The sequence below is a fragment of the Methylomicrobium lacus LW14 genome (assembly GCF_000527095.1).
In the GTDB taxonomy this organism is placed as follows: domain Bacteria; phylum Pseudomonadota; class Gammaproteobacteria; order Methylococcales; family Methylomonadaceae; genus Methylomicrobium; species Methylomicrobium lacus.
Map to the genome: position 1 here is coordinate 3,190,815 of NZ_AZUN01000001.1, position 23,271 is coordinate 3,214,085.

At 55.5% G+C, this 23,271-nt stretch carries 25 protein-coding genes and 1 tRNA gene; 6 read left to right on the forward strand and 20 right to left on the reverse strand.

Going from position 1 to position 23,271, the window contains the following annotated elements; genetic code table 11:
- The 7 genes from METLA_RS0114765 to METLA_RS0114795 all read right to left on the reverse strand — a co-directional run bounded on the left by METLA_RS0114765 (position 1) and on the right by METLA_RS0114795 (position 7,513).
- Positions 1-1,002, reverse strand: coding sequence for a BsuBI/PstI family type II restriction endonuclease (locus tag METLA_RS0114765; protein ID WP_024299281.1), 1,002 nt, complete (start codon positions 1,000-1,002; stop codon positions 1-3).
- Between the two features lie 134 nt (positions 1,003-1,136).
- The gene (locus tag METLA_RS22675; protein ID WP_152539451.1) at positions 1,137-1,640 is read right to left on the reverse strand and encodes a transposase; all 504 of its coding nucleotides are present in this window, start codon (positions 1,638-1,640) and stop codon (positions 1,137-1,139) included.
- Positions 1,568-2,041, reverse strand: a complete 474-nt coding sequence (locus tag METLA_RS0114775; RefSeq protein ID WP_024299283.1) for a helix-turn-helix domain-containing protein — start codon at positions 2,039-2,041, stop codon at positions 1,568-1,570. The genes METLA_RS22675 and METLA_RS0114775 overlap by 73 nt, the downstream gene beginning before the upstream one ends.
- Before the next feature lie 318 nt (positions 2,042-2,359).
- Positions 2,360-2,704 carry a small metal-binding protein SmbP gene (gene smbP / locus METLA_RS0114780; RefSeq protein ID WP_024299284.1) on the reverse strand — a complete coding sequence of 115 codons (345 nt, stop codon included), beginning with the start codon at positions 2,702-2,704 and terminating at the stop codon, positions 2,360-2,362.
- A 389-nt stretch (positions 2,705-3,093) separates the two neighbouring features.
- Positions 3,094-3,732 (reverse strand): response regulator transcription factor, encoded by a 639-nt coding sequence (locus tag METLA_RS0114785; RefSeq protein WP_024299285.1) that lies wholly within the window; start codon positions 3,730-3,732, stop codon positions 3,094-3,096.
- A 3-nt stretch (positions 3,733-3,735) separates the two neighbouring features.
- A complete protein-coding gene (locus tag METLA_RS0114790) occupies positions 3,736-5,040 on the reverse strand; it encodes a PAS domain-containing sensor histidine kinase (protein WP_084480150.1) in 1,305 nt (434 codons plus the stop codon).
- Entirely contained in the window at positions 4,943-7,513 is a 2,571-nt protein-coding gene (locus METLA_RS0114795; RefSeq protein ID WP_024299287.1) for a chemotaxis protein CheB, read from the reverse strand. Before METLA_RS0114795 ends, METLA_RS0114790 begins: the two co-directional genes overlap by 98 nt.
- A gap of 273 nt (positions 7,514-7,786) precedes the next feature.
- Here METLA_RS0114795 and METLA_RS23570 point away from each other — a divergent pair, with 273 nt between their 5' ends.
- On the forward strand, positions 7,787-7,990 hold the full coding sequence (locus METLA_RS23570) for a hypothetical protein (RefSeq protein ID WP_024299288.1): 204 nt from the start codon (positions 7,787-7,789) through the stop codon (positions 7,988-7,990).
- A 303-nt stretch (positions 7,991-8,293) separates the two neighbouring features.
- Here METLA_RS23570 and METLA_RS0114805 read toward each other — a convergent pair whose 3' ends face one another.
- The 13 genes from METLA_RS0114805 to METLA_RS0114865 form a co-directional block, all read right to left on the reverse strand.
- Positions 8,294-8,821: a hypothetical protein gene (locus METLA_RS0114805; RefSeq protein ID WP_024299289.1), complete on the reverse strand. Its 528-nt coding sequence runs from the start codon at positions 8,819-8,821 to the stop codon at positions 8,294-8,296.
- A 12-nt stretch (positions 8,822-8,833) separates the two neighbouring features.
- Complete coding sequence (locus METLA_RS20965; protein WP_024299290.1) at positions 8,834-10,702, reverse strand: hypothetical protein; 1,869 nt, start codon at positions 10,700-10,702, stop codon at positions 8,834-8,836.
- On the reverse strand, positions 10,699-11,034 hold the full coding sequence (locus tag METLA_RS23575; RefSeq protein WP_024299291.1) for a toprim domain-containing protein: 336 nt from the start codon (positions 11,032-11,034) through the stop codon (positions 10,699-10,701). Before METLA_RS23575 ends, METLA_RS20965 begins: the two co-directional genes overlap by 4 nt.
- Positions 10,995-11,558 (reverse strand): hypothetical protein, encoded by a 564-nt coding sequence (locus METLA_RS21490; RefSeq protein ID WP_024299292.1) that lies wholly within the window; start codon positions 11,556-11,558, stop codon positions 10,995-10,997. Before METLA_RS21490 ends, METLA_RS23575 begins: the two co-directional genes overlap by 40 nt.
- Before the next feature lie 4 nt (positions 11,559-11,562).
- Positions 11,563-11,793 (reverse strand): helix-turn-helix transcriptional regulator, encoded by a 231-nt coding sequence (locus METLA_RS0114820; RefSeq protein ID WP_029646695.1) that lies wholly within the window; start codon positions 11,791-11,793, stop codon positions 11,563-11,565.
- 233 nt (positions 11,794-12,026) lie between these two features.
- Positions 12,027-13,238 carry a tyrosine-type recombinase/integrase gene (locus METLA_RS0114825; protein WP_024299294.1) on the reverse strand — a complete coding sequence of 404 codons (1,212 nt, stop codon included), beginning with the start codon at positions 13,236-13,238 and terminating at the stop codon, positions 12,027-12,029.
- 163 nt (positions 13,239-13,401) lie between these two features.
- Positions 13,402-13,489: transfer RNA gene (locus METLA_RS0114830), tRNA-Ser, on the reverse strand.
- A gap of 70 nt (positions 13,490-13,559) precedes the next feature.
- Positions 13,560-15,455 carry an ATP-binding cassette domain-containing protein gene (locus METLA_RS0114835; protein ID WP_024299295.1) on the reverse strand — a complete coding sequence of 632 codons (1,896 nt, stop codon included), beginning with the start codon at positions 15,453-15,455 and terminating at the stop codon, positions 13,560-13,562.
- Positions 15,455-16,678, reverse strand: a complete 1,224-nt coding sequence (locus METLA_RS0114840; protein ID WP_024299296.1) for a competence/damage-inducible protein A — start codon at positions 16,676-16,678, stop codon at positions 15,455-15,457. Before METLA_RS0114840 ends, METLA_RS0114835 begins: the two co-directional genes overlap by 1 nt.
- 27 nt (positions 16,679-16,705) lie before the next feature.
- The gene (locus METLA_RS0114845) at positions 16,706-17,626 is read right to left on the reverse strand and encodes an AEC family transporter (RefSeq protein WP_024299297.1); all 921 of its coding nucleotides are present in this window, start codon (positions 17,624-17,626) and stop codon (positions 16,706-16,708) included.
- 170 nt (positions 17,627-17,796) lie between these two features.
- Positions 17,797-17,997: a cold-shock protein gene (locus tag METLA_RS0114855; protein ID WP_024299298.1), complete on the reverse strand. Its 201-nt coding sequence runs from the start codon at positions 17,995-17,997 to the stop codon at positions 17,797-17,799.
- Between the two features lie 196 nt (positions 17,998-18,193).
- Complete coding sequence (locus METLA_RS0114860; RefSeq protein ID WP_024299299.1) at positions 18,194-18,547, reverse strand: FUN14 domain-containing protein; 354 nt, start codon at positions 18,545-18,547, stop codon at positions 18,194-18,196.
- 331 nt (positions 18,548-18,878) lie between these two features.
- Positions 18,879-19,643 (reverse strand): inositol monophosphatase family protein, encoded by a 765-nt coding sequence (locus METLA_RS0114865; protein WP_024299300.1) that lies wholly within the window; start codon positions 19,641-19,643, stop codon positions 18,879-18,881.
- 143 nt (positions 19,644-19,786) lie between these two features.
- On the opposite strand from METLA_RS0114865, the gene METLA_RS23265 reads away from it, so the two are divergent.
- Genes METLA_RS23265 through arsA form a run of 5 tightly spaced genes read left to right on the forward strand, consistent with a single transcriptional unit; the run spans position 19,787 to position 23,249 of the window.
- Complete coding sequence (locus METLA_RS23265; protein WP_024299301.1) at positions 19,787-20,185, forward strand: hypothetical protein; 399 nt, start codon at positions 19,787-19,789, stop codon at positions 20,183-20,185.
- Positions 20,186-20,229: 44 nt separating this feature from the next.
- Positions 20,230-20,607 (forward strand): ArsR/SmtB family transcription factor, encoded by a 378-nt coding sequence (locus tag METLA_RS0114875; protein WP_024299302.1) that lies wholly within the window; start codon positions 20,230-20,232, stop codon positions 20,605-20,607.
- On the forward strand, positions 20,604-21,083 hold the full coding sequence (locus METLA_RS0114880; RefSeq protein ID WP_024299303.1) for an arsenate reductase ArsC: 480 nt from the start codon (positions 20,604-20,606) through the stop codon (positions 21,081-21,083). Before METLA_RS0114875 ends, METLA_RS0114880 begins: the two co-directional genes overlap by 4 nt.
- A gap of 18 nt (positions 21,084-21,101) precedes the next feature.
- On the forward strand, positions 21,102-21,458 hold the full coding sequence (gene arsD, locus METLA_RS0114885) for an arsenite efflux transporter metallochaperone ArsD (RefSeq protein ID WP_024299304.1): 357 nt from the start codon (positions 21,102-21,104) through the stop codon (positions 21,456-21,458).
- A gap of 21 nt (positions 21,459-21,479) precedes the next feature.
- Positions 21,480-23,249, forward strand: coding sequence for an arsenical pump-driving ATPase (gene arsA, locus METLA_RS0114890; RefSeq protein WP_425411753.1), 1,770 nt, complete (start codon positions 21,480-21,482; stop codon positions 23,247-23,249).
- Positions 23,250-23,271 lie beyond the last annotated feature (22 nt).

Below are 23,271 nucleotides of genomic sequence, written 5' to 3' on the forward strand. Positions count from 1 at the left end.
CTACTCGAAAGACTCGACTCGGAAATGCTTAGATGGGTCTTCTTGAATCCAAATGTAACTTCCTACCGCGACGTTTCTGTGGGCACCTTGCCGCGCTGCGGTTTCCTTCCACGTCCGGTAGGTTGTGGTGAAGTCTAAACCCGCCTTTCCACATCGTTTTGCCAGGGTGGCAAGCTGATTGACCTTGTGAATATCCACTTCGCCGTCGCTGGTTACTGCCTCGATGACCCAAATCCGGTCCGATTCCTTATTCCATAGGAGAACGTCAGGCATTGCGTCCCCAAGTCGTAGTTCAATGCCTGCCCGTGCCAGCTTCCCCCGGTCCTCGTAAGTAATCCGATCCCCATCTCCGTCATCAACATAGATCACCTCATAGCCGGGCAGGAATCGGGCCGCATAATGTTCAATGCTCGCGTGGATCAAGCCGCTATGGCCGGTATCGACCAACTGACGTGAAGCCTTCGCCATTTCGGCCTGAAACTCTCTGCGCTTTCTCGCTGCATCATAACTTGCCCAATCCGCGAGCATGTTGGGCCACTGATCGTCAGAGGCTTGAAGAATAGCTTTGAAGTCTTCGGCAAGACGGTAGGATGAATTGGGCGACTTCGCTACAACGTGGCCGTGTATAAATACGCCATTGTGCAGAAGAATTGGTTCAATTCCACCCAGCTCACGAAGGGGCTTGATCCAATAGTCCCGGCCCTCACGGTCTAGCTTTCCGTTACCACGCTGAAGGATTCCGATATGGCAGGCGAGGTGAGCAGTGGTTGCGCCATGACAAAATTTTGTTCCTGCCGGTGCTTTCGAAAACCAACTGGCTGTCTGGTCATCGAGTAAAGCGAAGACGCCGTCAACAAGATCGACATTGCTACCGAGATCGAGGCGCGCCAGCACTTGTCTGATTTTGTCCTTCGAAACCCCTTGAAGCTCGATCGGAACTGCCGCGCCTTCTCTTTCCATTTTCTGCTTACGCAGTCTAGTAACGACATCGTGTAGCGCCATCTATTATTTATCCTGAACAGTGGAAACAAAAAACTGCTCATGATATGTGTCGGCGCAAATTGAGTCTATTTAAAAGTAAAAAGGTTGCTTCACTGAGCTGCCTTTTTATTGTATCGGCTATGTATTTTTTAGTTTCATCTGGATAGAGAAGGCAACATCGCCAGCCATCCGACGGCGCGGTGATCCGGCGCAATGGAGGCCTGTTCGAAGCCTGTCTGGTCTTTTTCTTCCAATAAGTCCCAGTAAGGTTTCAGTTTTTTGGCGGTGTGGATGGACGCATTGTCCAGGATCACCACCAAAGGCTTGCTGACCTTATCCAGCATGGCCATCAAGAAGGCAAAGAACCACACCCCATTGATGCTCTGCCATCGTTTTGCCATCACCAGTTTTCCCGATGACCGCATGGCCCCAATCACATTCAGTCGTCGCCCCCGTTTCGCCGTGACGGCATGGGTTTCGCCCTTTTTCGTCCAGGCGGATCGGTTGGGCGGTTGCGGCGCAAACCCGGCTTCGTCGATATAAGCCAGCTCGATCGCGCCGACCTTCGCCTGGACGATGAGCTCGGCTATGTCGCGCTGGGCTTGTGCGAAGCGCTCGGGGTCGCGCTTTTTTTTAAACTGTAGCGCGTCCGTTTCCAGACATACCCCATGCGTTTCAACTCGTTACGCAAGGTATTGGTGCTGAGGCGAATGCCACATTCGGTTTCCAGGCGATCGACCAAGACCCGGCAGGTTAACGGTTCGGCCTCGACCCACGCCTTTAACCGGGCCCGGTGTTCATCACTCAACTTGCTCGGCGCTCCGCTTCGCGCTTGATCGGGGAGGCTGGCAAAACCGGCTTTGAACCATTTGCGCCGCCGTTCCCGGATCGTCTCCGGCAACACCCCTTGCTTTTCCGCCACTTCGAAAGTGGTATGACCTTCGGCGAGCAGTAAAATCGCTTGGGCACGTTCTCGTTCGCGCCAGTCGCTGCCTTTTTTGACGATGATTTCGAGCAACTCCCGATCGGTGTCGGTCAGTTCAACACGGACAACTCGCATTTCCTTCCTGGGCTGGCTTCATAAATCTTTACATTCTAAACACCAGACGATTTTTTGTTAAGAGCTTACCAAGAGCAAGGCAGCGCATAATCGATCAGCAAAACAAGTTTCCGGAAGACGCATCGTCAATCGCGGCAAAGAATAATTAAGATTAACGCACTCAAAAAGTATAGATTGCTACCCATTCAGTACGTGAATTACAATCGCTAAACATAAAAAAACCCCATAAGCAGAAAACTTATGGGGCAATCATTTTATTATTTCTTTTTATTATGTATTTGCGCCGGCAGGCACAAATTCAATAGTTTAAAATTGATATTACTGATTGGCGGCTTTAATGTGTGCAGAGGCCGCTTCAGCCGCTTTTACAGCGAGTTTTACATGCTCCTTGCCTTTCATTTTGCCATGGTCGATAGCCGTTTCCAGTGACTTTACCGCAGCTTCCAGATGCGTTTTAGATTCGCCGGTTGCGAGTTCAACGGCAACTTTAGCATGGGTCAAGGCTTCTTTTGCATGCGTGACCAAAATTGGATTGTGTTCGGCTTTTCCATATTGAATCGCCATATTGGTATGTTCCAGCGCCGCATCCGCATGCTCTTCGGCAAATACTGGAGCGCTTAAAAGACCCAATAAAGCGGCGCCGATCAATGTAATTTTTTTCATAGTGTCCCCTTGTTATTTATTAGTTACGGAGAACCCTGACCGTTTAAATAAACATTCGGACAAGATCGAGAAAATGCATAATATCACGTCAGGGAAGTGCATATTATTTAATTCCATTCGGAATAATAATAATTGACAAGTTTGATGGCATAGTGGTCAGTAAGTTCAAGATTTGATAATGCCATGAAGGCTATTTAGGGGATATCAATCAATTTCATTGGGCATAAAAAAACCGGGTTTCCCCGGTTTTTTGAGTTCATTGCTCGGCAAACCGGTCATTGTATGCTCCTTTACCTGTCAAAACCAGGAACTTAATTCCAAAAGCCCTCGGCGGGCCGCCTTCGGGTCTAGGGAGAGGTGGAACTGCACGGAAAGTCAGCCGGTTGGCATCAGAAAAACGTCAGGCCGTGACGGATGGCGTATTTGATTAAATCGGCAAGATTGTTGCAATTGAGCTTTTGCAAAATAATGCGCCGGTCGGTTTCGACGGTTAGCTCGGAAAGTTGCAACCGGTCTGCAATTTCGCTTGAGGTGAGGCCTTCGACCAAGAGTTTCATGACGTCGAATTCACGCCGGTCCAAGTTTGACACGTAGTCGGCCGCTTTGGCATGAACGGAATCGCCAGCCAATTCTGCGGCGATCTTTGGCGATAGATAGCGTTTATTAGCGGCTACCTGATGAATGGCCTGCAATAAATGTTCACCCGCGGAGGCTTTGGCAACGTAGGCGGAAGCGCCCGCCGCTAATATTTCCAGCGTGTATTGGGGATTGCAAAACATCGATAATGCGATCACCTTGATGGACGGATAATCGGCATGCAGGCGCCGCGTTGCCGCAATGCCGTCTATGTCCGGCATGCTGATATCGATGATCACCATGTCGGGCTGCAATTCGGCAACCCGTTGCAGTAACTCGCGGCCGTCGGCGGCTTCTCCTACAACGGCGATATCCGCTTCTTTTTCCAACAAGGCGCGCAAGGCTTCCCGCACCAACTGATGATCATCGGCCAGTATCAATCGTAAGCTCATCGGTTAAGCTCCTTCCCGTAGTTCACACTGGGGTAGGGGTATAGGCAAAACCAACGTCACGTTGGCGCCTTCGCCGGGACCGGTGGCGATTGCTAAGCTGCCGCCCAGTTGATCGAGCTGGTCTTTGATGCTGAATAAACCAAAGCCATTAGCGTAGAGTCCGTTAGCCAATACCTGATTGTCGAAGCCTTTGCCTTTGTCGCGCACGGAAATCCTGATTTCGTTGCCGATTCGCCGGATTTCCACCTCCGCCATTGTGACGTCGGCGTGTTTGATGGCGTTGATCAGTAATTCGCGCACCGCTCGATACAGAATGAGATTCCAACCTTGCGGTAACGGTTTTTCCAGTCCATCGTCAATAATGTGCACATCAAAACCGTACTGTTCCTTGAATTCCGCCGCCAATGCTTGGAGTGCGGCATACAAGCCGAAGTTATCGAGCATGGGGGGGCTCAGTTGAAACACCATTGCGTTCATTGACTTGAGCGTGCACTCCAATAGATGGCTAATTTCCTGGATTTTTTGCGTCTGGCTGTCGGTTATTTCGGTCATTGAGAACTGCGATAGCTTGATTTTGGCCACCGCAACCAACTGGCATAAATTATCGTGAAGTTCTTGGGCCAGATGATGCCGTTCGCGCGTTTCGACCACTCTCAGCTCGTTTGCTAATTCGCGCATTTTTTTGTCCATCTGTTTGCGCTGGCTAATATCGGTCATTATCGAGCGGCAAATGCCCCGCTCTGCCGATGCCACGCTGACCAACAAGATGTCGCGTGCCGAATTGTTAGCCTGTTCTATTTTAAATTCGTCGGTGACTTTGCCTTCTTCTCGGAACGTCTCGCGCAAATGCCAGCGCAATCGTTCTCTATTCGCGGAATTCAGATAGTCGATCAAGGGCCGGCCGACGATAACCGAGCGTACCCTGCTCAACATCGCGGCGCCGGTCAGGTTGATTTCGAGAATTCGGCCGGATTGATTTAAAGTCATATAGCCGACCGGGGCGAAATCGTAGAGTTCGGTGTAACGTTCCAGCGCGGTTTCAAGTTGATCACGCCCGAGTCTAAGCTCTTCATTTTGCATTTCCAGTTCTATTTTGTGGACTTGCAATTCGTGCAGCAAGCGTTCGGTAACGTCCGTTGTGTCCGGCATCCGCGGCTTCTGTTCCGCCAGGAGTTGCTCGGCGCGCCGCCGCAATTCGGCGGCTTCTGTTTCAGATGGGGTGGATGTTGTGTTCATTTGGTTTTCTCCGCAGCTCCGCTTCCATCTTCTTGGTTTCGGTGAAGTCGATAAAGGTGATGACCACTCCATCGATCACGTTGTCTTGGGTACGATACGGCATGATACGCACTTTATACCAGCGGCCATCGCGCGTGGTGATTTGTTTTTGGGTAAACACCAACGTTCTTAGCACTTCCTGGGCATCGTGATGCAGTTGCGGATAGTCCAGATCGGTGGCGATATCGGACAAAGGCCGCCCGATATCGCCTGCGATCAGCTTGAACAGATGGGTGGCGTGGTTGGTAAAGCGCCGGATATGGAGTGCGTTATCCAGAAACACCGTCGCGATTTCCATGCTGTTCAGCAGATTGTTCATGTCGTTGTTGACTCTCGACAATTCGTCCACCTTGGATTGCAATTCGGTATTGACGGTTTGCAATTCCTCGTTCATCGACTGCATCTCTTCCTTGGATGTCATCAGTTCTTCGTTAGTCGACTGCAATTCTTCATTGGTGGATTGCAGTTCTTCGTTGGACGATTTAAGTTCTTCCTGCGAGGTTTGCATTTCTTCACGCAGGGTCTGAAGTTCTTCGCGCGCTTGATGTAGTTCCGCCAGCAACGGCTCATTTTCAGTTTGCTGTTTGCGGGTCGATGATTTGCCCGCTTTTTGCACCTCGGTGAATACCACGGCCAGCATACCGCGCAATGCCTCCGGCTTGTCGATTGCTTGAATGGTCAGATTGACGGCTTGCTTGCCGCCGTTGGAGCCAATCGTAACGCCGGACACGTGCACGGTTTCCGGTTGCCTCAGCACTTTCTTCAGCCCCATGGCCAGTCCGTGGCGCAAGCCCTCGCGGGCCATCGCATGGATGTTCCAGTTGGCTTTGCCAGCCGCGGGCTCCAGGTATTTTCCGGTACGGCCGCTGATGTAGAGGATATCGCCATCGGCATTGATCAGCACCGCCGCCGGCGCGAAATTCTCCAGCAAAAATTGCTCCACCAACGTTTGCAGATTAGCCGGCGGGCCGATGACCTTGGATTCTTTCCTGGCGGCCGCCGTTATGGCAACGTCTTTCTTGGGGAAATCGACTTCCACGACCGGCAACGACTTGTCGGTGCGCAGGTAGATCCGCGACTGGTTATCGATAGGCGTGAACAGATCGGTAAAACCGCCGACGGATTCGGCATTACCGAGCAACAGGCAACCCCGGCGAACCAGCGCATAGTGGAACAAGGGCAGCAGTTTTTTCTGCAGCTCAGGACCGAGATAGATGAGCAGATTACGGCAGCAGAGAATATCCAGCTTGGTGAACGGCGGATCGGTGATGATATTCTGCGGCGCAAAAATCACCGTCTCGCGGATTTCCTTGTTGACCTGGTAACCGTTTTCTTCGCAGACAAAAAAGCGGGTCAGTCGTTCCGGTGAAACATCGACCGCGATGTTGCCGGGGTAACTCCCTTTTCGGGCTTGATCGATCGCATTCTCATCGAGGTCGGTGGCAAAAATTTGCAGCGTGAAACGGCCTTGGAGTTTGAGTTGCTGCAGCGTTTCCTTGAACACGATCGCCAGGGTATAGGCTTCCTCCCCGGTGGAACAGGCCGGCACCCAGGCGCGGAGATCCTTACCGCCCGGATAAGCCGCCAATAGCGCCGGAATGGCAGCGGTTTTCATGTGTTCCCAAACCGAAGGATCGCGGAAGAAACTGGTGACGCCGATCAATAATTCCTTGAACAGCAGGTCCAGTTCCTGTGGGTTTTCGCGTAAATAGCGCGCATAGACGCGCATGTCGTCGATTTGATGCAGCCCCATGCGCCGTTCGACGCGGCGCAGTATGGTGTTTTTCTTATAGAGCGCAAAATCATTACCGGTACGGACGCGAAGCAGAGTGACAACTTCTTCCAGCGCACTTCGCGGTTTGGGTTCGAGAATCGGCTCGGCCTCGCTATGATCAACACAAGGCAGGTGCCGGAGATAAGAGACTATCTTGTCCGGCAGTTCTTCCGCCGGCGCGATGATGTCGGCCAAGCCTTTATCGATGGCGCTGCGCGGCATGCCGTCAAATTGGGCGGATGCGGGGGTCTGTACCAGCACCAGACCGGCCTTTTCCTTGATCGCGCGCAGTCCCAGTGTGCCGTCGGAACCCATGCCCGAAAGAATGACGCCGATGGCGCGTTCGTGCTGATCCTCGGCCAAGGCGCGAAAAAAGTAATCGATCGGCAGACGCAGGCCGCGCGGCGCTACCGGGTCGAGCAGGTGCAACGCGCCGTGCAGGATCGACAAATCTTTGTTCGGCGGAATCACATACACGCAATCGGCCTCCACTGGCATGTGCTCGACGGCCTGCGCCACTTTCATCTTGGTGATACGCTGCAAGAGTTCGGGCATCAAGCCCTTGTAGTTGGGATCGAGGTGCTGGATCACAACGAACGCCATGCCGCTGTGGTCGGGCACGTGCGACAGAAACTGCTCCAGCGCTTCCAGTCCGCCCGCCGAGGCGCCGATACCGACGATGGGATGCGGACTTTCGGCAGGAACATTTTTTTCGTGCGCCGAATCGTTCATGTCGCCTGGGCTCCCGGGTGTCGATTTTTAGGATAATCAGGGTGCGGTTGGAGTTGGCGGGATTTACTCATGCTTTAGCTCATAAAAACAGTGCCGAAAATTCAAATTCCAAACAAATAGCGGCATGACGGTACAAGCTCCGGCTAAATTCGATATGCCGTCAGGCTTGACGGCATCATATCACTGTATCTGATTGCGCTTCGGTGGGCAATAAAAAACCCGCTAAGCCGGACGGCTTGCGAGAGAGTCGCCAAACTCAAGAAAGGCGACGCCGTGAGCGTGGCCGGAGCCTTGAAGCCGTCCGAGTGGACAGACAAGGCCACGGGCGAAATGAAGCGCGGCTTGAACATCACCGTATCGGCGGCGCTGTCGGCCTATGACGTGAAAAAACGGCGCGGCAACACTGGGAGCGCCGAGAGTCGCCGTGAGCCTGACTACAGCGAGCATCCGCCTTACAATGATCCGGTTTTGTTTTGATGGGATAGCAAGGTTTTAGCAAGGGTTGAATGGTTAGGTTTTGGCTAGGGTTACATGCTGGGGAATTTATCGTATCTGAAACGGATAATAATAGATTTTGCCTAGCCCTGACGCAATGCCGGCGCAGTCGTGAGTCGTGGGGACCGCGATCAAGCCGCGCGGCATCGATGGCCGGATCAGCCGAAAAAATTGGGGGCAGCCCTGAGCAGATGGGGGTACTTTTTGGGGTATATTTCAAAACTCAAATCACGAAACCATTGTCATAAGCTGATTACAGACAATCGTTCGATTGTCTCTCCCGCATCAATCATTGGGGTAGTCCTCGCCCTCGACGGGCTTAATATTTGTGGCGTCTGGGTACTGCTCCCGGACTTCGGCCAGTGTCAGGCGTGGCATTGAGCACGAATAAAACTGTGTGCCGTCCTGCCGGGTCACAAGAAACTTGAAGTATCGGCCCTCGGCATTGCGCGCGGCTTCGCTGCTGGCGCTCGATAGGTGTTTGCCGCACTGGTGGACGGTATCAGACCACCAACACGCGCCGAACGGCATAACCTCGGCCCTGCATGTACCAGCGCCGCCGCCGTGGGCGTGGTAGCTCTCAAAGTGAATACAGGTCTTGCAGGTGATGGAGTGATTTGTTTTCGGCTCGGCTGCTGGTGCTGCGACATTGGTATCATTGGCGGCCAAGGCTTGAATAATCTCTGTCTTGTGCTCCTTCAAAAACTCCAATTGTTGCGGGGTCAGGGAATTAAACGGGGTGATCCCGATATTGCCGTTATCCTTGAGCCAGACATCGAACCCCGCGCTTTTGATTCTTGCCAACGCGTTCATATTTCGCTCTCATCAGCAAATGCCGCCGAATTTAGGCGCTGTGCATTTCCCCCTGGAGTAGATAAGTTTGAAACGACATTGCCAATGTTGCCAATGTTGCCAGCTTTCAGAATCGTGACGAGCAAACCTCTTTCGCCGTCGATCCGCCGCAAGTGCTGGCGACTGCCGCTTAAGCGCATCGCCCAAACCGCGCGGCGATTTCGGCCAGCCGTCCGTATCATGGCGGTGAGCGGCTAAGGTATCGAGCAGCTTTTTCATTGTGCCGCGAAAAACTACGGGAGACAGCCCCTTATGTGCGTCAACAATTTCCAGGACGGCCACGGCAACCGGGCTTGATTCCATCGCCCGCGCTACCGATTCCTGCCTATTTGCCTTGAATAGTGCGTCAAATGTGCCGGGTTGGTGCCCTTGCGCCTGCATCATCGCCTCGCCCATGCGTGTGAAGTCGGCCATTCTCGGCGGCTTGGTGAGTGTGACTCTCGGCAATTGGGCCAAGGTTTTAACCAACAAGTCCAGCAAAGCGCCGAAAATGCGCGGCCTCGCGTTCTCCCATGCGGCGTTGATTTCGGATTCTTCGCGGTAGTCGATCTGTTTCAACTCGACGTTGATAACTCGGTCGGTCAGGTCTTGCGCCGTGACGACCACGGGAATCGAGTTGATAATCACGGGCCGCTTGACCTCGATAATCGTTTCCTCCGCATTGGTGTGCAGCGTCCGTGATGCAAAGCCGCCGCCAGTCGCAAGCGTACACAGTGCGTCTTGCTGCTGCGGTGTCAGTCGTGAAATATTTTCGAAAGAAACCACCCAATTGACGCCTGCGCTTATGTAAATATCTTCCGTGGTTTTGGGCGCGGCGCGTAGATTTACTTTGTTGGGGTCGATTAAATCCCTGATTCGATTATGTGTTGATGACTTGGCGGAACCTTGTAAACCGTTAAACGCCAGAACAGGGAATGGCGTATTAGGCCGGAACGCCTCCAGCATCCACGCCAGCACTAAAGGCCGGTCATTCTTCTGGATGTTGGCAAATTGCCATAATTCATCGATATTGCCGCCTGGATGCGGAATCGGTAAAGCCTGCATCGATGCCGGTTTCCAGAATTTGACAGGGGATTTTTGCATAACGCGCCAGCCGGTCGGCTGAACATCAACAACCCGCCATTGGTCATCGCCAAGGAAAATTACAAGCCCGTCCTGATACTGCGCGGCCCTCAAGTAAACCGGCTGTTTTTGGCCGTCATGCTTGGCTATGCCGGACAGCGCGAATCCCGCCTGCTTTATCGCCGGTTCACTGGCTGACATGCCAGGGCTTCCAGGTCCCGCGGTGCTTGTGTAGTAGGCGTATGAAAGCCACTCGATAAAGCCTTTCGTGCCGATCTGCAAAACTTGCTCGACGCCGCCCTCATCGATTGCGATAAACTTCGCGTCCGATTGCTCATCATAGAAAAGCTCGCCGCAGCCCATCGCCAGCTCGATTAATTCGGCTGCGACTGAATCCGGCCCGCTGCCTTCCCTTGGCGGACGAGTGGCCGCGTCTATGTCATCCAACAGAACGCCTTTTGGCTTAGCATCTTTTATCTTGCACCGAACAGCAAACCACTCAGCCGCCGAATTCTCGCGAATAAAACGAACTGCGTCATTAAATTCCTGTGCAGCTAATGCGCCGGGGTCGCCAGCGCAACCAGCCAACACATTATCAATAACCCTCAGAGCGTTTTGCATTGCCTCGGCTTTTGCGTCGATAGCACCGTCAAGGTCGAAGGTGGCAACATTGGTAACATTGGCAACATTGTTTTGATGATTTTTGTCTGGGGGAGAAAAGCTTAGCGGCTCAATCTCTGTTGATTTCCCCGTTTCGATGTCTTTGGGGTGGGTATTCATACTGCTACCTCCGTGTTGGCCGCATCATGCCAAGCGTTTATTGTGTCGTTGAAGTCAGTTCTCACGATTGGCGGTAACAGATAACGCCCGCCCACGGCCAGCGCCGCCGCCCGCGCCGCTTTCTGTCCGGCGCCGGATTCGTCGTTATCGCCGCAGATAATCAACTCATGGTTCGGATATAGCGCCCTGATCCGCTTGGCGACTGGCTCCAGGTTCCCGGCATTGAACGCCACAATACAAGGCTGTTTAAACCATTCGTGCAGGCTCACCCCGGTGGCAAAACCTTCGGCTATCAGAATCCGCCCCGGTTCGGCCTGAGTAACGCCAGACATGCCGATCCCCACGGAACAGCCTTTGATTTCGCCGCCCGGTAAAAACCGTTTGCTGCCGTGGCCTCGATGAATTGGAGTGAAGTTAAACCGGATTCGCCAAGGATAGGAATGACCAGAGACGCCCGGCCTTGGTAAACGCTCAGCCGCGCCCCGTTTGCCTGGATGCGCTTTTTCATCAAATAAGGGTGTTGGCTTGGGTCTGTAATGTGCTGCGTCTTGGCCCAGATAAAGCGGGCTTTCTCGGCGGCTGTTCGTTGTGTTTGCTGGCGCTCGATCTCGCGCCGCTGCCGTTCTGCCGCAATAGCGGCCCGATCTGCATCGGATAACCGCGCCCGCTGGCCCTCGATGTGTGAACGGTGCAAAACGCCGTCCGCGATAATAGCCCCGGTTAAAGGGATGCCCGCCGCCCGCGCCGCGTCCTGAAATTGGCACTCTATGCCCGTTGCTGTAAAATGCTGGTGTTCTAAATTTTTGCAAGCCGCTTGGGGGACGCCTTCCCCGGCGGCTTTTTTGTGTGCGGTCATCGGCTCAAGCCTCCGCGCCGATCAATTCCAGCAGTGCGCGGATGTCCTCGACGCGCCAGGCTACAGACCTCGCGCCCAGCTTTACGGGTTTGGGGTATTTGCCGGTTTTGACGCCGGTTAAGAAGGTCGTTCGTCCGATGGGCAGAACGCCGGGAATGCCGCGCTTACGGTCGCCTATGATTTGAGGAAGTCGAACGTAGCCAGTTGCTGGAAGGTTATTTTTTGAATCGAACATCTTTATTGCCTTGCGCTTCGCGCTTTGTTTGAGATGTCGAGTATTATTTAATACGATTCCGTCATCATCCGCACACCTTGGCATTTTAGAGAATCATATTGAGCAATAGTTATTTTTAATATCAAAATGTTACACTAATTTCATCAAAAGTGTAGAAGGATGAGAGAGCTGGAAACACGCAAAAAAAAGCCGCAACGAGTGCGGCAATTTCAGGTTTTTTCAGGTGTCGGCGATTAGCCGGACTTTCTAAACGGAATGACTTCAGCCCCGTTCTTCAAGCCGTCCAGGTAGTCGGACCAGGCTTGCATCATCATCCTACGCTCAGGCAAGTGTTGCGCTCGGTTGTAGGCGGCTTTGATCCGGTTGCGTTCGGCGTGGGATAACTGCCGCTCAATCATGTCTGAATGAAAGCCATGCTCATGCAATAGGGTACTGGCGGTGGTTCGGAATCCGTGCGCCGTGTGCTGACCTTGGTAGCCCATGCGCCGCAACGCCGCCCCGATCGCCTCGCGGTTGATGTGCGGCTCGCCGCCGGTCTTGCCTTGGTTGCTGGCGAACACGTATCGACCCGATCCGGTCAGCGGGTAAATGTCCTGCAACAAGGTGACCGCTTGCCGACTCAAGGGGACAATGTGCGCATCCTTCATTTTCATCTTGTCGGCGGCAATACGCCATTCGGCCGCGTCAAGGTCGAACTCTGACCATTCCGCCGCCGCCAGGTTTGCGGGTCGGGCAAAGATCAGCGGTTGAAGCTGTAGCGCCGTTCTGACCACGAAATTTCCCTTATAGGCGTCAATATCCCGCAGTAATTGGCCTAGCGGTTTGGGCTCGGTGATTGCTGCAAAATGACCGCGTATAGGCGAGGGCAAGGCCCCGCGTAAATCTGCGGTGACATCGCGCTCGGCTCGGCCGGTGGCGATCCCGTACCGGATGGCTTGGCCGATAAACTGTTTTGTTCTGGCGGCCGTTTCCAGGGCTCCCCGGTCCACGATTCGCCGCAAGGTTGCCAGGACTTCAACCGCCGACAAATCCTTAAGCGGCCTGTTTCCCATCCACGGATAAACATCCCGCTCGAAACATTGCTCGACGTGTTCTCGATGGCTGACGCTCCAGCGGTTTTTATTGGCCTCGATGAATTCCTTCGCGACCGCCGAAAACGTGTTCTCCGCGCTGCCGGTCTTTTCGATCTTGCGGGTAATGCCGGGATCGATCCCCTTGGCGATTTGCTCCCGCGCCTGATCGCGTTTGCTTCGCGCGTCCTTCAGACTGGTTTCGGGATATACCCCCAGGGCTAAGAGCTTTTCTTTCCCGGCAAAGCGGTACTTGAGGCGGAAATATTTCGAGCCGTTCGGGTTGATTAACAGGAACATTCCCTTTTCATCCGCCAACTTATAAGGTTTTTCCTTCGGCTTGGCGTTCTTGCAGGCGGTATCGGATAGGGCCATTGGGGGTATCTCCTCTGGGGGTATGTGATGTACCCCCATTTATACCCCCGCTGTAGGGGGTATGTCAATGTACCCCATTGTACTTCGTGAGACATAAAAAAACCCGCTAAGCCAGGAAACTTGCGGGTTTTTGAATCTTTTTGAGTCTCGTTGGATGCTCAAGTGGCGGAGAGAGAGGGATTCGAACCCTCGATACGTTGCCGTATACACACTTTCCAGGCGTGCGCCTTCGACCGCTCGGCCATCTCTCCACATTTTGAGCCCATGAGCATGGGAACCGCTAATGATACCGGATTTTTCTTTTTTTGGCAATAACCTTGATCAGCTGCTCTCGCCGGCCATTTCTTCGAGTTCGTCCCAGCGCCGGTAAGCCTCTTCCAGCGACGCGACGGTCTGGTTCAGCTCGTCCAGCGTTTTGGCGATCGTCGGCTGATCGTTTTTGTAAAATTCGGGCAAATTCATCAGCGCGTTCAGCTCGGCCTGCCGGCTTTCGAGCTGCTCGATCCGCTCGGGCAACTGGCTCAACTCCTGCTGTTCCTTGTAGCTGAGCTTTTTCTTTTTGGCCGGCTGGGCCGGCTCGGTTTTGGGTTTCTCCGGGGCTTTCTTGGCTGGCTGCGCCTTGGCTTCGGGCGCGGGGCGTTGGTCCAGCCAGTCGCTGTAGCCGCCGACGTATTCCTCGACGCTGCCTGAGCCGTCCAGCACGAAGACGCTGGTCACGACATTGTCGAGAAAGGCGCGGTCGTGGCTGACCAGGAGCAGGGTGCCGTCATAGTTGACCAGCTTTTCTTCGAGCAATTCGAGCGTTTCGAGGTCGAGGTCGTTGGTCGGTTCGTCCATCACCAGCAAGTTGGCCGGTTTGGTGAACAGGCGCGCGAGCAGCAGGCGGTTTTTTTCGCCGCCGGACAGGCTCTTGACCGGCGAGCGCGCCCGGGCCGGCGAGAACAGGAAGTCGGCCAGATAAGACATCACGTGCTTCTTGCCGCTGGGCAGATCGACGAAATCGTTGCCGTGCGCGATCGTGTCGGCGACGGTCTCCTCGGGGTCGAGCTGGTCGCGCAGCTGATCGAAATAGGCGATTTCGAGGCGGGTGCCCTGCTCGATCGTGCCGCTGGTGGGTTCGAGCTGTTGCAGCAGCAATTTGAGCAGGGTCGATTTGCCGGCGCCGTTCGCGCCGATCAGGCCGATCTTGTCGCCGCGCTGGATCAGCGTCGAGAAATGGCTGACGATTTGCCGGTCCGCATAGGCGAAGCTGATGTCTTTGACTTCGATCACTTTCTTGCCGGAGGTGTCGCCGCGCTCCAGAGCCATGTTGGCTGTGCCCTGGCGGCTTCGGCGCTGGTCGCGCTCGCGGCGCAGTTGTTCGAGCGCGCGCACGCGGCCTTCGTTGCGGGTGCGCCGAGCCTTGACGCCCTGGCGTATCCAGACTTCTTCGTCGGCCAGTTTCTTGTCGAATTCGGCATTCTGATTCGCCTCGTCTTCGAGCGCGGCGGCCTTGCGGCGCAGGTAATCGTCATAGCTGCCCTGCCAGGACACCAGATTGCCGCGGTCCAGGTCGGTGATGCGGGTCGCGAGTTTCTGCAGGAAGGCACGGTCGTGCGTCACGAACAGCACCGCGCCTTGGAAATTCAGCAATTGCTCTTCGAGCCAGGCGATGCTTTCGAAATCCAGGTGGTTGGTCGGCTCGTCAAGCAGCAACACTTCCGGCTCGATCACCAGCGCGCGGGCCAGCGCGACGCGGCGCTTCCAGCCGCCGGACAGGTCGCTGATCTTGAGGTCGCCGGGCAAGTCCAGCTTGCTCAGCGTGGTATCGACGCGGTTGCCGAAATGCCAGCCGTTGTGCGCTTCGAGCTGATGTTGCAGGTCGCCGAGTTCGCGCAGCGCCTGGTCGTCGTGGGCGGTCTGCGACAAGTGGTGATAGCGGGTCAGCCAGTCGCCGAGTTCGCCGAGGCCGCCCGCGACCGCGTCATAGATCGTCGCATCGTTTGGCAAGTCGGGCGCCTGTTCGAGCCAGGCCAGCCGGAGTCCAGGTTGGCGCCAGATGTCGCCGTGGTCGGCCTGGATGTTGCCGGCGATGACTTTCATCAGGGTCGATTTGCCCTCGCCGTTGCGGCCCAAGAGGCCGACCCGTTCGCCCGCATCGAGCTGGAAATTGGCGTTTTTTAATAGAGCATGGACGCCAAAGGCGATCGAGATGTTGGTTAAGCGTAATAACGGCATTAGATTTTTCGGTTTTGTAGATGACGGCGCAGCAGGTCGAGCCCGAGCAGTGCGGCCTGGTTTTGTTTGCGGCCTAGGGGGCCGCCCAGGTTATGGCGGTTTTGCTGCAAGGAGCCCTGGGTCAGCAGCGTATTATAGAGGATGATCGTCCGGTCTTTGTCTTGAAATTGCGCCGGGCTGCCTTCGTAAAGCTGGATCAGCACGAAATCGGTCGGGTTTTGCGCCTGCAAAGCCTTGGCGAGCCGCACGCCGGTTGCGGCCAAATCGTTTGCGTCGACGGCTACGGCTAAGCGCTGGCCCAGCGCGCTCAACGACTGTTCGAACAGGGCGCTCTTGAGCCAAGTCGCGCCCGGACATTTGGCGGCCAGCAGGCCCTGGCTCGCGGTTTCGACGACCGCTAGTGTTTTACCGGCGACGCGCATCAGCTTGTCGACGACCGCGGCGAGATTGCCGGTGTTTTCGCTCAAGCCGTCGATGCCGAAGACGAAGTCGCCGAGCCGCGCGGCGATCTGTTCGGTCAGCGTTGTCCTGTCGGTTTCGGGATAATTGGCCGGAAACAGCAGCTTGGTCTGCACTTCGTCGACGCCGGCGCGAAAGCCGAGCTGCACCGAATCGGGCATCGAAACGCCGTCGAGACGCTGCTGGATGTCCGACTCGCCGATGCCGAGCGTCTTGATCGTGACCAGTCTGGAGGGATTTAGCACGAAGCGCTCGGTCAAGAGCGGCTTGACCCGCTCGATAAACATCCCGCGCATTTCGGACGGCACGCCGGGCATGAACGCAAACCAGCAGCGTCCGGCCCGCACCGCGAAGCCAGGCGCTGTGCCCCAGTCGTTGTCGAGGCGGATCGAACCTTGAGGCAGCAGCGCCTGCTTGCGGTTGGTCGCGGGCATCGGCCGTTTTCTGTTGTTGAAATAGCGTTCGATTTGCCGGTAGGCGGTCTCGTCGAATTCGAGCGGCAGATTAAAGGCGGCGGCGACCGCTTCGGCGGTCAGGTCGTCGCTGGTCGGTCCGAGTCCGCCGGTGCAGAGGCAGCCGTCGGCGCGCTGCGCAATTTCCTTCAGTAAGGCGATCAAATCGCCGAGTTTGTCGCCGACCGCGGTATGGCGGCTGACCGTAAAACCGAGCGCTACGGACTGCTCGGACAGCCAGGCGGAGTTCGTATCGACGGTCTGGCCGGTGACGATTTCCTCGCCTTGCGAAAAGATTTCCAGGATCGGCATGGTGTTTAGTTCTGTAGCAATGAAAAATCAGCCGGCCGCGATCTGATACCAGAACGGCAGCGTGACCAGGCTCAGCAGCGTGGTCACGGTCACCGCCATCGCATAGAGTGAGCTGTCGAGTTGATAGCGGTCGCAAAACACGATGCCGAGCACCATGCACGGCATCGCCATTTCGAGCACCAAGGCGTCCTGATGCGCCTGATCGAGCGTCAGGTACTGGCTAAACCAGAGCGCGAACCAGGGCATCAGCGCCATCTTGATCAGGATCACCGGCGTCACATAGGGTAGATTGCGCAGCGTGACCGCCTTCCAACTCAGCGCCATGCCGAGCGAGATCAGCATCAAGGGCACGACGCCGGCGGCCAATTTTTGCAGCACCGCGGCCAGCCACTCGGGCGCGGGGACTCGGCAAAGATTCAAGGCCACCGCCAGCATGGCCGCAAGGAACGGCGGCGCGACCAAAAACGACCAAAAGCGCTCTCGGTTCTGCTCGCCGTTTTGGCCGTAATGTCGGGCCGCGGCAATGCCGACCGTCAGCACCGCGGGCGCGGTCGCGAACAAATCGATCTGAATCGCGACCGACCTGGCCCAATGGCCGAAGGTCTGTTCGAGTACCGGAAGACCGAGGTAAGTCACGTTTGGAAAGCTGGTCGCGAGCAGCACCGCGCCCATTTGTTGCGGCTTGAAGCGCAAAAGGCGCCCGACGAGCCAGATGCAGGCCATCGCGAAGGACAGGCAGGCCGCGCCGAACAGCGTATATTGCAGCGAATGGATGCCGACATCGGCCTTCCAGAGCACATCCAGCACTAACGCCGGCAGCAGCAGATAATAGACCACGGTGGTCAGCACGGTTCGCGTCTGTTCCGCGGACAGCTCGCCCGGACGCCAATAACGCCACGCCACGCCGCAGGCAATCATCGCGAACATTTGCCACAAAGTTGAAATCATGAGGTCCCTGATGGATTAACGCGGCGCCATTTTAGCATTGGGCATTGCGGAGAGGCATTTCGGCCGCGAAATGCGGCATCGGGATCGAGAGGGAAGCGGCCTGAGGCGGCCTGCGCAAGAGCGGCGTGATGGATTGCAGGCCTTGCCGGCCTGCAATCCGCACAGAGAAATCAGATAGGAGTGACTTCTTCTGCTTGTGGACCTTTTTGGCCTTGGGTAATGTTGAATTTTACCTTTTGGCCTTCGTCCAGAGACTTGTAGCCTGAGCCGACGATATTGCGGAAGTGTACGAATACGTCTGGGCCTGATTCTTGTTGAATGAAGCCAAAGCCTTTTTCTGAGTTAAACCATTTTACGGTACCAGTTGCCATTGTGTATGTCCTAAAAAATAAAAATGAAAAATTGCTGTAAAGAAAAGAGCGGGTAGAGCTGGGGGAATAACGCGAATCACTTATGATAAACAGGACAAGCAATAGACAAGGAACTGCGTAGAGATAAGCAACGGTAAATCACTCAGACTCGGCACATCATAATGGAGGGTCGCGCTCGATGTCAACTGCTCAACTTTCAACCTAGCTTAAATCCCAGCGAAAGCCCTGCGACCGCACTAACGCTCCGAGTCGTGATTGTCGACAGGCGGTCGACCAGGAAATTGCCCGAACTCTTGGCGGCCTGCGTCGCCGCATCCGCGACATGCTCCAGTTGCGCGCCATTGATCGTGATGATGCCGTAATGTTCTCCCGCCAACATCAGCACGACCAAACCGCCGCCGATGAACAGTGCGGTTTTCAGCATTTTCTTCGCAAAATAACCGACCGCCATGCCGATCACGAAGGGGGCGCCGACGTTGCCGAGCAGAAACGGTGCGCTGAAAATGTCGTTAAGGGAAGAAGAGGGAATATCGATCGCTTGTTGAGTCATGAAAAATCAGGTTGGATTGAAAGGCCCGGCAGGAAAAATGCTTCAAAAAACGCCGCTTTCGAAGGCCTTCCGTGCCGCAGGCAAAAGGCATAGTATATAGGAATGCTTCAACACTTTTAACCGGCATTAACAAATGGCGAAGAATACGGCAACATGACAAGGCTTTCGACTGCTGGCTCGCGACGGGAGACTATGCCAGCCGCCCGCCCGGCGAGCTGCACGGGCCTTTTCACACCGATGTCGAGTGCATCGTGCTCGAAATCTCCTACCCGAGCCAGGCCATCGCTTGAGCGAGACCTGCCGGGTGTTTAAAACCCGGCAGGTCTTCGGCCTACATCAGCGGTAAAATTTGCGCGAAAATCTTGCCGTTGGTCGCCAGGATTTGCTTCGGAAACAATCCCGGATTGCCCTTGAAGTCTGTCAGCGTGCCGCCGGCTTCCTGCACGATCAACGCGCCGGCGGCGACATCGTACAGGTTCAGCTCCTGTTCCCAGAACGCATCGACCTGGCCTTCCGCAACGAAGCACAGATCGAGCGCGGCGGAGCAGAAGCGGCGCTGGCCGGTCGTGCGCTGGGCGATACGGCAGAAGCGTTCGAGGTTATTGTCGGTCAAGTAGTTGCGGAGACAAGCGAAGCCGGTCGCGATCATCGCATCGCCGAGTTCGGTTTCGTCCGAGACCGCAATGCGCTCGCCATTCTTGAATGCGCCCTGGCCTTTTTCGGCGATATAGAGATCGTTGAACACCGGCGCGTACACCGCGCCGAGCACAATGTCGCCGTCGATTTCGAGCGCGATGCTGACCGACCAGCCATATTGCCCCTTCTTAAACGAATGCGTGCCGTCGATCGGATCGACGATCCAGCGGCTCGCTTGATCGGCGCTTTGCCCGCTTTCCTCGCCCCAGAAGCCGTATTCGGGGTATTCGCGGGTCAGGGTTTCCTTCAAAAACGCCTCGATCGCGACATCGGCTTCGGTCACGAAATCGCGCGCGGCCTTCTTGTTCACCGCCATGTTTTTGCGGTCATTAAAAAACTTCATGCCGATGGCGCCCGCATCGCGGATCACTTTTTCAAGCGCGGCTTGGGTTACTCTCATTCAGGCGGCCTCGATGACGACAGGATTAGACATAACACGGCAAACTCCCATGCAAATCGTTATTATATCAGTCCGGCACGGGCGCTTTGCCGAAAAAGCCCGTGTCTGATTATTTTATCGGTTGATTTCGCTGAGTTGAGTTGATGCGTGATAACGGCGACCCTAAACCTCTCCCGCCGCAAGTCCGCAAGGGCCGCGGCGCCTTGAGCAATCGCAGCGGGCGCTTCGAAGCCGAAACGCGCGAAGCGTTCGACGACGGCTGGGGCAGTCTCGATGAATTGCCGGCGCGTGTGCCGACCACCTTGAGCGTCGACGCAGCCAAGACCGTGCTCAGCCTGGAAGCAGCCCGAGAAAAGCGGCGCCTAGGAGGGTTCCCGTGGCATAGCTCCGCAGTAAAGGCAGGAGGCTCCTTTCTGCGCTCTTCCGGCAAAGCGAGGACACTGGCGGCAGCCACCACGCCTCCGACACCGCCCACCAAACAAATATTAAACAGATTTATTAGAACAGCCAGGGCATTTTTCGATCTACTAACGCAAAGTTAGTCACTATCGTTCTCATATTTCAACAATTATTGTATAATTGTCGTATGGATAAGCAACTTGCAACAATATTATTTGAATCGCTGGCTTCCGGCGTGCGTCTGGATGTGTTCCGCCTATTGGTTAAACACGCCCCCACCGGACTGGTCGCCGGAGAGATTTCCTCGTTATTGGCCCTGCCACCGACTAATCTGTCGTTTCATCTCAAAGCGATGACACATGCCGGTTTAGTTAGCGTCACCCAAGAAGGCCGTTACCAGCGTTATCGCGCCAATCTGACCGTCATGCAGGATCTGATTGTTTATCTGACCGCCGAATGCTGTGCCGGCCATCCTGAGCAGTGCTTTGAAAGCCAGTCAACATCGGTCTTAAGTGATACTGACACGAATCCTTCACCCTCTGATCAAATAGATTCTTACTTATGAATGTGCTTTTTCTTTGTACCGGCAATTCCTGCCGTTCCATTCTCGGCGAGGCCACCTTCAACCACTTGGCGCCGGAAGGCTGGCGATCCATGAGCGCAGGCAGCAAACCCACGGGGCAAGTCCACCCTCGTTCACTCGCCTTGCTGGCACGAGAAGGTATTGCCACCGAAGGTTATTACAGCAAATCCTGGAATGATCTGCCGGTCACGCCCGATATCGTTCTGAGCGTCTGCGGCAACGCCGCCAACGAAACCTGCCCGGTTTATCTCGGACCGGTGCTGCGCAGCCATTGGGGCGTCGAAGACCCAGCCCATGCCACCGGCAGCGACGAGGAAATCGACGCGGCCTTTATGACCGCCTATCGTATTCTGCGTCATCGCATCGAAACCTTTCTGGCGCTACCGCTCAACGAATTACAAAACGACCACGAACGCCTGAAAGCGGAATTGGACCGCATCGGCAACCTGTTACCTTAAACTTTAAAGAGAAACCTCATGACCAACATTCAAGTATTTGACCCTGCCTTGTGCTGCAGCACCGGCGTTTGCGGCGTGGATGTCGATCAACAATTAGTCGACTTTTCCGCCGATGTCGATTGGGCCAAACAGAACGGTGCCCAGATCGAGCGTTTCAATCTGGCCCAGCAACCTTTGGCCTTCGCCGAAAACACCACCGCAAAAGCCTTTCTGGAGCGTTCCGGCGCCGAAGCGTTGCCCCTGATTCTGGTAGACGGCGAAGTCGCGTTGGCCGGCCGTTACCCCAACCGTAGCGAGCTGGCACGTTGGGCCGGTATTGTCCAGGTGGAAGCAAAGGCGGAATCCAGTTGCTGCAGCGGCAGTAAATGCTGCTAATCACCTTTTAGGACTCTCGCCATGGCTGACATGAAATTTCTCGACCAAGCGCCGCGCTTTTTGTTTTTTACCGGCAAGGGCGGCGTCGGCAAGACTTCGATTGCCTGCGCCACGGCGATACAGTTGGCGGATGCCGGCCGCCGCGTGCTGCTGGTCAGTACCGATCCGGCGTCCAATGTCGGACAAGTGTTTGGCATCACGATCGGCAACCAAATTACGGTGATTCCGGATGTGCCGGGCTTGGCGGCGCTGGAAATTGATCCCCAGGCTGCCGCCCAAGCCTATCGCGACCGTATCGTCGGGCCGGTACGCGGCGTGCTGCCGGAAACGGTGGTAAAAGGCATCGAGGAACAACTGTCCGGTGCCTGCACCACAGAAATCGCGGCGTTTGACGAATTCACCGCGCTGCTGATCGACTCGCCACTGACCGCCGACTACGACCATATCGTGTTCGACACGGCTCCTACCGGTCATACCATTCGCCTGTTGCAACTGCCCGGCGCCTGGAGCGGCTTTCTTGAAGAAGGCAAAGGCGACGCTTCTTGTTTGGGTCCGTTAGCCGGACTGGAAAAACAGCGCGCTCAGTACAAAGCTGCAGTCGAGGCTTTGGCCGACGCGGAGCGGACACGCTTGATTTTGGTGGCCCGCGCTCAGCAGGCGACCTTGCGGGAAGTCGCTCACACCCATGAAGAACTGGCAGCCATTGGGCTGTTGCAGCAGTACCTGATCATCAACGGCATCCTGCCGCGCATCGAAGCGGAAAACGATCCGTTGGCCGCCGCCATTCACGAACGCGAACAATCCGCCCTCCATGCCATCCCGGAGGTGTTGCGAGACCTCCCCTGCGATCACGTCATGCTCAAGCCTTTCAACCTGGTCGGGATCGCGGCGTTACGGCAATTGCTGGCCGATACACCTCCAGAGGCTCATGTGAATCTCGATTCACCGATTGAACTCGATGAACCTGTCTTGTCGGATTTGGTAGATGACATTGCACTGGATGGGCACGGCTTGGTTATGCTGATGGGCAAAGGCGGTGTCGGCAAAACCACGCTGGCAGCTGCCATCGCCGTAGAACTGGCCCAACGCGGACTGCCGGTACTTCTCACCACCTCAGACCCGGCGGCGCATTTGAGCGAAACCTTGAACGGCACCGTGGACAATCTGACGGTCAGCCGGATCGATCCGCGCGTCGAAACCGAACGCTACCGGCAACATATTTTGGAGACCAAAGGCGCAAAGCTGGATGCTCAGGGCCGAGCCCTGTTGGAAGAAGACCTACGCTCCCCTTGCACCGAGGAAATTGCCGTATTCCAGGCTTTCTCACAGATCATCCGCGAGGCGGGCAAAAAATTTGTGGTGATGGACACGGCGCCGACCGGTCATACCTTGCTGTTACTCGATGCGACAGGAGCCTATCATCGTGAAATTAGCCGGCAGATGGGCGGCACGGGCTTGCACTACACCACGCCGTTGATGCGGCTGCAAGATCAGAAACTGACCAAGGTTCTGATCATTACCCTGGCGGAAACAACACCGGTCCTGGAAGCGGCCAGCCTCAAGGAAGACCTCAAACGAGCCGGCATAGAGCCATGGGCCTGGATCATTAACAATAGTATCGCGGCGACGTCGGCCACATCGTCTTTGCTGCGGCATAGAGCCGCGAATGAACTTCGTGAAATTAACGTCGTGGCCAGTGATCATGCGCAACGCTATGCGGTGGTTCCGCTGTTGAGAGAAGAGCCGGTAGGCGTGGAACGCCTTCGCATGCTCATCCATCCACAGGCTTAGGATACTGTTTTGCGCAGGGTGG